Genomic DNA, 9,891 nt, shown 5'->3' with positions numbered 1-9,891 from the left:
AGTGGTGCCACCAGGAATCGAACCGGGGACACAAGGATTTTCAGTCCTTTGCTCTACCAACTGAGCTATGGCACCATCCCGATAAAAGCGGTCAGAAGCACGTCTTTTCCGTATTATCGTGGTGCAAAGGTAAACAATCTTTTTTTAATCTGCAAATGCGCCCCGCAATTTTTCCATTTTTTTGCTCACTGGTGTCCATACCCTGCCCGGCGGGCACCGGAGTAAAGCCGCAAGGCAGGCCGGGGCGAAACGGGAGCGAGGAGAACGCAGGCTGACTGCCGGAACAAAGCCGAAGCGGAAAATCAGGCGGAAAGTTTAGGGGAGAGCAGGGAGGAACAGGATAAAAACAGGAAAGGAAGGAGGGAAAAAACGGGGTGCCAAAGCAGGGACAATAAAAAAGGACGGCCCCCTCGGTGGGAGCCGTCCCGGATATACCAGACAGCGGATTACTGGACGATAACCAGTCCGACGGTCAGTTTGGTGTTGTAAGCGTCGCTTGCCAGAGCAATCAGGGCGTATTCGCCGGAAGCAACGTTCGAGAACTGCTTGCTTACGCCGTCGCCGTAGTTGATGGCCGTAGCGGCATCACCCTTGAAGGTCTTGCCCTGGGCATCGAGTATCTCCATCACTTTGGCGGCGTTCTGCTCCTGCGCGTCGATTTCGGAAGCGCTGCTGCCAGCCTCGGCGCGGCGTGCGTCGAAGTCGTTGAGCTGTTCGTCCGAAAGTTTCGTGAAGTCTACGCCCGCACCGCTCAATGCCGACTTGGGCACCAGCGCGTACACCACTTCCTGCACCATGAAGATGGATGCGGAGGGGGTTGCCGACCAGTTGAAAACGATGTTCTTGCCGCTGGACTGCACGGTCTGCACGAAAGCTACCGAAGGAGCGAAGCCGGTCGTCTGCACGGCTGCCGTCCACGATTTCTCGCCGTTACCGTAGACAGCGCATCCCAACACGACGTACTTCGTAGCAGGTGTGCCCTTCTGCGGCGTGGCGAAGCTGCCGCCGTTGTTCATCTGGGCGAGGGCGCTGGTCGAAGTGCCGGCCGAGAATGCCGTACCGTTACCCTCGATCAACTCGAGCATATCGGCATCGGTCACACCCTCCTTGAGCGCTACCTGACCGCCGTCCGAAACGGTGATGTAATTATTGAGCGTGGCGTTCGAAGCAGCCGCCATCATGTAATAGCCGCTCACGATTTCCGTACCGGAAATGGCAGCAACCACGTGCGTATGCTTGTATACGCCGCTATTCGGAATGTTGGTAACAGAAGTCGCGATAGCGAGTTTATTCGGTGCAACCACGGCGTCCGTCGTCATGTCGCTGACCTCCGTCTTGGTGGCGTCGGCGTTCGAAATGCAGGTGATGAGTTTGTAGTCGGTAGCAGGCGCAGCGTCCAGATAGAGTTCGTAGCCGCCCAGCAGCCCCGTGTTGTTCACATCTTCGAGCGCAGCGGCCCCCAGCGCCTTGCCGTTCTCACCGACATAGGCTTCCAGCTCGGCCGGAGTCGACGCATCGCTCAAACCGGCCGCTTCGAAATCGGCTTTCGATACAAATGCATATTTCACACCCGTGATATCGCCGTTTGCGGACTGCAGGTAAAGATTCGCCGAATTGTACGCGAAGTAGCCGGATGCCGGGTTGGGATAAACCCCGAACTCAAGCGTGTAGGCAACCTTGTCGGCTTCGGCATCGGGGTTGTAGATGAACACCTTGATGTCGGCGCCCTTGAACTGCTCGGTCTTGTCGTAGGAGAAAGCCACGGCCGTGTAGGTACCGCCTTCGGTGCCCAAATCCCAAGCCTCTTCGCTGGCCTCTTCGAACCTGAAGGCGGGGTAGTCGCCCTCGTAAGAGCCGTCCTCGATCTTACCGCCGATGCTTTCATAGAGGCTCTGCGCGTACTCGGCACTCATTCCCTCGAAGATCTGTGCGTAAATCGGGTCATAGTTCTGGTACCATGCGCTGGTTCCGGGCTGGATGCCGTTCTGCTTGAGGAAAGCCTCGGTCATTGCAGCGCATTGATCGGCCAGCTGCGGATCGGTTTTCAGCACGGTAGCGTAGTAATACGCCGCATCGTCGTTGGGCGTGAAGCTCAACTTGTGGCTCTTGACGCCCGTCGCCGAAACCGAAGCGCCCAGGTATTCGATCGCTACGGCAGGTTCGGGGTCTTCGACAACCACCGTACCGCTGTGCAGTTCGAGCGTTTCGACGAAGTCACCGAAGTTGCCGGCGTCGACATAGTAAATCAGGCTGAACGAGAAGTTGCGGCCACCGTCCCAGGTGCAGGGATACTGTTCGTAGGATACGCCCGCATACGACGGCACGTCGGACACGTAGACTTTGCCGTAGCTGGAATGGTCGGCACCGATGTACTGACCCGTGATAACGACCGACTTGTCGGCTTTGACCGTGAAGATGATGTTCACGCCGCCGCCCCAGTTGGTCATGCGGAATACGGTCGTACCCTTGGCACGCTCGAGCATGATTTCGTCGTCGTAACCGCTCCACCAGCCGGTATAAGTATAGGTAGCGCCCTGCAGCATCGGTTTGCCGTCAGCACCGATTACATAATCGGCCTCGGTCAAATCCGTCGACAGCAGTTTGCTCGGATCCTTGAGCACATAGCAGGGTTCCCACTCCAGCGTCAGCGTCGTGGTGATGGTCACGCTCGAATATTTCTCGGCGATATCCACGGCACGGGTAGCGGCGCCTTTCACGGGCATGCCCTGCTTGTCGAGGGCCAGCTGCGTGGTGGTGCTCACGAAGTCGTGGTGGTCGCCGACGAAAATCTGGGCCGTGTAGTTCACACCCTTGGCGTAGTTCTCCACGTTGTGTATGGTGACGGGAACCGCCACTTTGTATTCGCCGTCCTTGAACGTAACATACTCGGGAATCTCGTAGAATTCGGCAGCATCCTCGGGCACGACCTGGTCGAGTCCGACGGTCAGGTCGCCCTGTGCGTTCTGGCGAAAGAGGTCGACATAAAGCGTCTGGTTTCCGGTGACCGTCGTGGCAAACTCCTCCGAAACGGTCTTTTGCGTGAAGTAGGCGCTTTCGGCATCTTCACCGCCGGGATTGAACTTCGTGACGGTCTGATCCTTGTCGCATCCGATCGCCGCAAAAAGCACGCCCACCGCAAAAAGTGTCTTAAATATATTTTTCATATTCAGATCCATTTTAAAATTATTGTCCGTTTCTCCTTAATTGGCCGTATCGCCGGTCGGGTTTTGTACGATATTGGGGTTACCGTCCAGCTCTTTCTGCGGCAGCAGCAGGATCCATGCGTACGTATCGGGCGACTGCGTATCGCGTCTGCTGATAAGCGATGAGGGATCGAAATCGGGGTTGTCGGCACTCTCCGTCGCAACGCGCTTGAAGCCCTGGCCCAGACGTTTGATGTCGAACAGGCGGCCGTACTCGCCCCACAGCTCGAGGCGGCGCTGGATGAGAATCTCCTCCAGCAGCGAACCGGTCGTCGAAGCGCCGTCGCTGCCCGGGGTCAGCGTCGTGATGTTGTTACCCGACTTGGTGGTACCCGTGTAGGCGGGGTCGCGCTTGGCCATGAGTTTCGAAAGGTAATTGCGGGCCTGCCCGTCGTTACCGTCCTGGCAGTAAGCCTCGGCAGCCGTCAGCAGCATCTCCTCGGCACGCATGTAGATATAGTCGCCGAGCCACGTATCGCCCTTGAACTTGAATTTCACCTGGCAGTAGCGAATCGCCTCGCCCGAAGCCTGGTAGTTGGCGTTGTCGAAATTACCCAGCCACCATGCACGGCGTGCATCGGTGGAGTTCATGCGGTTCCAGAGCCACGAGGTGCAGCACCGGCGTGCCTTCTGGGCGTATCCGTCGTGGCCGGCGTCCATCTGGGACTGGAACGAGAGGTACATACCGTAGTTGTCCGTCGTTTTGATTTCGCCCCACATGACACTCGGCAGCGCCGTGATGTCGTTCATACCGCCGGAAATCTGCGAAGCGGCGAGCGCCTCGTTGCCGGCATATCCTTTCAGAGCCTCCTCGGCTGCGCCGTAGGCGTCTTTCCAGAGGTGCATCGTCAGCGCGACACGGGCCTTGATACCATTGGCTACGTAGTAGTCGATCTCGGTCTTGCTGCTGCGCTTAACACCGGCCTCGTCGGCCTCCTTGAGCAGTTCGATACCGCTCGTCAGGCCGGGATAGACAACCTCTTCGTAGACATACTTGTTGGTCGAACGGGCCGCACCCTTGGTTTCCGAAGTCGTGGGCTCCAGGTAAACCGGAACGCACAGGTCTTCGGGATAGTAGAAATAGGCGCGTGCGTAGAGCTGTGCCAGCATGTGGTAGCAGAACGCGCGCAGCACGTAGGCCTGTCCCAGGATATACTTGCCCTGGTTCGACTCTGCGAGCAGTTCGCCGGCGCCGATCAGGTTGTTGCACGAGTTGATGGTCGTATAGTAGCAGTTCCACGAGGTTGCACTCTGCAGGCGCGGGTCGTCGAACCAGCTCTTGAATGCATACGAATAGGTCTGCCACATCCAGCCCGAACCCGAGCCCGAAAGCACGTAGTCTTCGGCCAGCGCGTCGCCGGTAAGGTAGGTTTCCGTAAGTCCGAAACCGATACCCGAGTTGTAGTTGCCCTGCCAGCCGCCTGCCCCCAGGCCGGCCAGCGCACCGGTCAATGCCGACTGGGCATTCTCGACGCTACCGTAGACCACATCGGCCGGCACTTTGTTACCGGGGAAGGTTTCGAGTGCATCCTTCGAGCAGGAAAGCGCGAGGGTAGCGATGATACTCAATAAAAATATTCTTTTCATAGTCTTAATCTCCGGTTTTTAATTAGAATTTGACATCCAGACCTGCGACGAAGTTACGCGAAGGCGTGTAAACGAAGCCCGTGCTGCCCCGCAGCGAGTAAGTCGGGTTCATACCCTTCATGTGGGTGAAAATCGCCAGGTTGTCCATCGAGCAGTATACGCGTATGCTCTTCATACCGATGTAGTTCGCGGCTTTCTTCGGAATCGTGTAGCCGATCGTAATGTTCTTGATCGAGAAATACGAAGCGTCCACCAGGAAGCGGTCCGAGCTGATGCTGCTCGTGCCGACCGTGACACGCGGAACGTCGGTAACGTCGCCCGGCTTGGTCCAGGCACGCAGCTGGTGCTTGTGGAAAGTCTGGCCGTAGTAGAACGGATTCATCGTCGAGGAGTAGATCGCCTCGTTGACCTTGCCGCCGATCGAGTAGGTGGTCAGAAGCGAGAAGTCGAGGTTCTTCCAGCGGAAGTTGGTGCCGATGCTGCCGAACAAATCGGGAATACGGCTGCCGCACAGGTAGCGGCTGCTCGACGCGATGGTCGGATCCGAAGTGATGTACTCGTCGACCGTCTTGCCGTTGGAATCCTTGTACGCATAGTAGAGCGCCGCACCGGTCGCGGGATCCACGCCTGCGAATTTGGGCATATAATAGGTATAGATCGGCAGGCCTTCGCGGATGAGGGTCGAACCGTCGACGATCTCGGGCGTTTCGGGCGTCAGCGAGAGCACCTTGTTCTTCTGCGTCGCAGCCATGACGGTCAAATCCCAGCGCATGTCCGGACGGTCGATGAGCACGCCGTTCAGCGAGATTTCCCAACCCGTGTTGCGCATTTCGCCGACGTTGTCCAGATACGATTCGAAACCGCTCGAGAAAGCCATCGGGCGCGCAAGAATCATGTCCGTCGTCTTACGGTTGTAGTATTCGACGGTGGCATTCAGCCGGTTGCCGAACAGGGCGGCTTCGATACCGACATTGAGGTTGGCATTCTTCTCCCACGTAAGGTTGGTGTTGGCGAGCTGCGCCACGGAGAAACCGTAATCGGTACCCGTCGAGTTGACGTCGTAATAGCCCTGCCAGCCGTAATAGTTGTCATAGCCCGAGCTGTCGAGGATACCCTCGTTACCCTGCACGCCGTACGAAGCTTTCAGCGTCAGGTTGTCCAGCCACGTAAGCTCCTTCATGAACTTCTCCTGCGAGATGCGCCACGAAGCGCCGACCGACCAGAAGTGGCCCCAGCGGGTATCGGGAGCGAAACGCGACGAACCGTCGGTACGCCAGCTCGCATCCACGTAATATTTGTTGTCGTAACCGTAGTTCAGACGTGCGAAGTAGGACTCGATGCGGTGGTCTTTGGTCAAAGACTCGGCCGAGTTGATCGTAGCGCCGACCACTTCGAAGAGGCCCTCGACCAGACCCGAACGGCTGGCTTCGAGGTAGTTCTCCTCGTAGCTGTAGAACTCGTGTCCGAGCAGGCCGCTGACTTCGTGCTTCTCGGCGAAAGTGCGGTTGTAGGTCACCAGCTGGTTGAACGTATAGGTCATGTAGCGGTAGTTGTACTTGTAGATAAGACCGCCGTTCGAAGCCTGGTTACCGTGCAGACGGTTGAAGTACTGCATGTTGTTCGAGATGCTGTAGTCCACGCCGAAGTTAACCGTGGCTTTCAGGCCCTGCAGTGCGCCTGCCTTGGCGTCGTCGCTGCCGAACGTGAGGTAGGTACGGGCGGAAAGGCTCTCGGTGGTGTTCGAGGTCGGATCGTCGTAGAAACCTGCGATGGCATTGGAGTTGGCATCCTGTGGACGCGTAGCGCCGTAGTCGAACTGCTTCTTGCCGTTCGCGTCGAGCAGGTTGTTACCGTCGGCGTCTTTCATGTAGACGGGATAAATCGGAGCCATGAGCTGCGCCGTATAGAAGACGTTGCTGCTCGCAGAACCGGTGTAACGGTTCGAGTTGGACTTCGAGTGTGCGAAGTTGGCGTTCATACCGCCCTGGAACCAGTGCTTGGGCGTCGTATCGTAGCTCACACGGCCCGTGTAGCGCTGGAAGTTGGTGGTTTTCAGAATACCGTCCTCGTCGAGGAAGCTCAACGACATGCTTCCGCGATGCACGTTGTTACCGCCCGAAACCGACGCCTGGTATTCCTGGCGGAAAGCGGCGTTGTTGGTCACGTCGTCGATCCAGCTCTCATCCCAGGCAGCTTTGGCATCGGCGCGCACCTTGCCCGTTGCGGGGTCCACCAACTGGGCCCAGCTGTAATTCTTGAACGGGTTGTAGTCGTTACCCAGCGTACCGCCGAGGCGCGACGAAGCGTAAGCGCGGGCTGCCGTATCGCTGTAACCCGACGTAAAGTAAGCCGAGTTGTAGAGCGACTGCCAGTTCAGTTCGACGTATTCGCGCTGGTTAACCAGATCGTAGTCGGGAATTGCACGCGACGATACGCCGAGCGTAGCCTTGAAGTTCACCTCGACGCTGCCCTCGCGGCCGCGCTTGGTGTTGATTACGATGACACCGTTGGCACCGCGGGCGCCGTACAGGGCACCGGCCGATGCATCCTTGAGCACGGTAATCGACTCGATATCCTCGGGATTGATCGCGTTGATCTGGCCCGAATAGGCGACACCGTCGACTACGTACAGCGGATTGGCGCTGGCATTGATCGAACCGAAACCGCGGATGGCGATCGAAGCGCTCGACCCCGGCTGTCCGGTACCCGACGTGGTCTGCACGCCGGCAACCTGGCCCTCCAGTGCTTTAGATACGTTGGCAACAACACGTTTTTCGAGGTTTTCAGATTTGATGACGGCGGCCGAACCCGTAAAGGACTCTTTCTTGGCCGTACCGTAGGCTACGACGATAACGTCGTCGATGTTGTGCGTGTCCTCGGCCAGCGTGACATTGAGCACGGTTTTCCCTGCCACAGGTACTTTCTGTGACTGGTAGCCGATGAACGACACTGCAAGGGTGCCGTTGGTCGGAGCGGAAATAATGAACTTACCGTCCGCACCAGTGGTCGTTCCGACCTGTGTGCCGTCGACCATAACCGTCGCGCCGGCAACGGGAGTACCGTCCGCGCCGGTAACTGTACCGGAAACCTGCCGGTTCTGGGCCATTGCAAAGGCGCAAATACCCAAAACAGCAATTAACGATAGTACAATTTTTCTTACCATAAGCGTTAATAATTAAAATAAGTTTTTTAAAATAAAAATCAAGTAGCTTACAGCAGGATTTCGGTTGTAGTTCAATATTTTGAAAATCAATGTATTATCTAAATATACACCGAGAATGGCTGGCTGAAACCGGGGTTTCAGTAACTATTCGGTAACCTTGCGTCGGATTGTAATGATTTAATTAACAGTCTGTTAATGGCATTCAGGCCGGTATGCCGCGTTACTAATACATAACCGAAAAAGGCCGCTGCCCATAAGGACAGCGGCCTGAATTGCCGGAAAAAACCGTAAGTTTAGTTGCCTGCGGCGTCCGGGTCTTTCCAGAACGGCACCGTACCCGACGGATCGGGATTGTTGACGAATGCCGGATTCTGGCTGTGCTCCGTACGTACGGCGCACTGGTTCAGCCACGGGGCCATGCCGTCGGTATTGAAGGCAGAGAGGTCTACCAGGTGGTTGGTGCCCTTGTAACCGCGCGTGATGCTCAAATTCAGACGCTTGAAGTCGAAGAAAACGATGCCTTCGCCCCAGAACTCGACGCGCTTCTGGAAAATCACCTCTTCAATCAGGTCGTCGCCCGTCTTGGTGCAGGTGTAGTTCGGGTCGCGGGTCTTGACGAGGTTCACCAGCGTGGTAGCCGAACCGCTGCGGGCATCGCATTCGGCGATGATGAAGTGCATCTCCTCGCAGCGCATGAGCGGGAAATCCACGGCGCCGCCGACCGTCGGAACGGTCGTATTGCCCTGTCCGGGGCGGAACTTGACCGACGAGTAGTCGGGCAGGATGGCAATCAGGTCGGGATCGGTCGACGCGCAGAACCGCGTCTGCCCGCGAAGGGCCGAACCGCGGGGCGCCAGGAACGAAGTCTTGCGGAAATCGGTGTCGGAGATGCGCTCATAGAAACTCCTGTCGGCTGCACGCAGGCCGCCGGCATATCCCGAATAACCGAACATCTGCTCGTTGCTGATCCAGCCCATCCACGAAGCCCCGCCGTCGTCGTTGACCAGCGTGGGGTCGGTCGACGAAATCATATCGGCCCACATCCACGAGCCCGTGGCCGACGAGTTGTTGAAGCCCGTGGCGGTGTCGTGCCACTGCGCGGAGGTCAGCACCGAATAGCTGCCGGCGTCGAGGGCGTCCTGCGCCGCCTGTTTGGCTTTGGGATAGTCTTCGAGCCACAGGTAGGTGCGGGCCATCAGGCCGTAGGCCACGCTCTGCGTCGGGAAATTCCGGGCTGCGGGAACATAGCCGTCGAGAAACTTCACGGCATCCTCCAGGTCGCCCAGGATGAATTCGCACATCTTCTCTTTGGTCACGCGGGGGTTGTCGCGTGCTTCGGCCTCGGTCATGCCGGGCGTCACGATTTGCACGGTCAGCCCCTCGACCTCGGGTGCCGAGGTGTATTTGTTGGGTTTGAACTCGTACATGCGGCCCATGTCCAGGTAAGCGAGGGCCCGGAAGCACTTGGCAATCCCCAGGTAATGCAGCTGCGTGGCGGTGGCGGAATCTTCGTCGATTACGCTGATTGCGTCGTTGGCGGTCTTGAGCAGCGCCCAGTAGTAGTTCCAGACGAGCTGGCCGTAGAGGTAGCCGTCGCCCATGGCCACGTTACGCGACCAGGGAGAGAACCAGTCCCAGCCCTCCGCATTGATCAGGGGCATGTCCTGGCAGTAGAGGTCGCGAATCTGCGCCATCGCCTCATAGCCGAAGTCGAACGGGAAAGCCGAGTTGTTGTTGGCGTTGTAGCCGAAGTAATTCTTATGCAGGGCGGAGCAGATGCCCGTGATGGTGGCCTCCAGCGCCGCGGAATTCTTGTTGATCTGATCCGGCGTCGCCACGGACGTGGGCTCCGTTTCCTTGATGCAACTGCCTAACAGGAGCACGGCCGCAAGGAGGGTGGATGTCTTTCTCAATATGGTTTTCATAATTATTTTCCTT

The 9,891-nt window shown here is 57.6% G+C and carries 4 protein-coding genes and 1 tRNA gene; all 5 read right to left on the bottom strand.

What is annotated here, in order from left to right; all coding sequences use genetic code 11:
* Positions 1-2: 2 nt before the first annotated feature.
* Positions 3-75 (bottom strand) — tRNA-Phe (locus QZT71_RS07725).
* 371 nt (positions 76-446) lie between these two features.
* Positions 447-3,164, bottom strand: coding sequence for a hypothetical protein (locus QZT71_RS07720; protein WP_295914701.1), 2,718 nt, complete (start codon positions 3,162-3,164; stop codon positions 447-449).
* Positions 3,165-3,200: 36 nt separating this feature from the next.
* Positions 3,201-4,790 (bottom strand): RagB/SusD family nutrient uptake outer membrane protein, encoded by a 1,590-nt coding sequence (locus QZT71_RS07715; protein WP_295914698.1) that lies wholly within the window; start codon positions 4,788-4,790, stop codon positions 3,201-3,203.
* Positions 4,791-4,812: 22 nt separating this feature from the next.
* Positions 4,813-7,953, bottom strand: coding sequence for a TonB-dependent receptor (locus QZT71_RS07710; protein WP_295914695.1), 3,141 nt, complete (start codon positions 7,951-7,953; stop codon positions 4,813-4,815).
* Between the two features lie 293 nt (positions 7,954-8,246).
* On the bottom strand, positions 8,247-9,878 hold the full coding sequence (locus QZT71_RS07705) for a RagB/SusD family nutrient uptake outer membrane protein (protein WP_295914693.1): 1,632 nt from the start codon (positions 9,876-9,878) through the stop codon (positions 8,247-8,249).
* Positions 9,879-9,891 lie beyond the last annotated feature (13 nt).

The sequence above is a fragment of the uncultured Alistipes sp. genome (genome assembly GCF_902388705.1).
Taxonomy (GTDB): Bacteria; Bacteroidota; Bacteroidia; order Bacteroidales; family Rikenellaceae; genus Alistipes.
This window is presented reverse-complemented; position numbering and strand designations above follow the sequence as displayed.